Below are 768 nucleotides of genomic sequence, written 5' to 3' on the forward strand. Positions count from 1 at the left end.
ATCGGGTCGTAAAGCGTGAGATCGCCGATGCCGACCGCGATCAGCAGGCCGGCCAGGTCCCCGCCTCGGGCGGGATCGACCACGGCCACGCGGGCGCGGCCCGGGGTGATGCCGCGCGCCCGCAGGTAGCCCAGCACCGCGGCGGTGGTGGCGACGGCGACGGCGAGCGGTTGTGCACAACCGCCGCCCTGACGTGAATCCGATGCCCCCGCAGACCTGCTGGCGGTGACCTGCTGGCGGTGACCTGGCCGGCTCCGGAACGGGTCCTGTGCGGCCTTCAGGTGTAGGCGCGCAGGATCTGGCCGCTCTGGTCGCCTTCGATGCTTTCGAGGTAGGCGGTGGTGAGGCGGGCCATCGGTACCGGGGAACTGGACGGCAGCTACCACTTCACCTACGACCAGGGCGCGGTCGCCACGATCCGTTTCACCGGCACCGACATCACGGTCTACGGTGTCGGCCACCCGAACGGTGGCATCGCCTCGATCAGCATCGACGGCGGCCAACCCACCACGATTGACACGTATGCTCCGGTCCCGACCTCCATCGTGCTCTTTCACGGTGCGAACCTGCAAACCGAGTTCCACACGGCCGCGATCGTCAACACCGGACAGCACAGCACCCGGTCACCCAGCACGTTCATCGCCTTCGACTCGGCGGTGGTGGGCACCGACGCCGGAGCCCCGCTGCCCGCCGGCTTCCGGTCGGGTCTGCCCTGGCAGTCCGGTACCTGGGCCAACCTGCTCCAGGCCCCCTCGGTGACCGACGCCT

At 69.8% G+C, this 768-nt stretch carries 1 pseudogene; it reads left to right on the forward strand.

What is annotated here, in order from left to right:
• Nucleotides 1–341: 341 nt before the first annotated feature.
• Nucleotides 342–768, forward strand: a pseudogene (locus MXD61_RS05755) (beta-mannanase); the annotation flags it as partial.

The organism is Frankia sp. AgPm24, from assembly GCF_023243055.1.
GTDB classification, from domain to species: Bacteria; Actinomycetota; Actinomycetes; order Frankiales; family Frankiaceae; genus Frankia; species Frankia umida.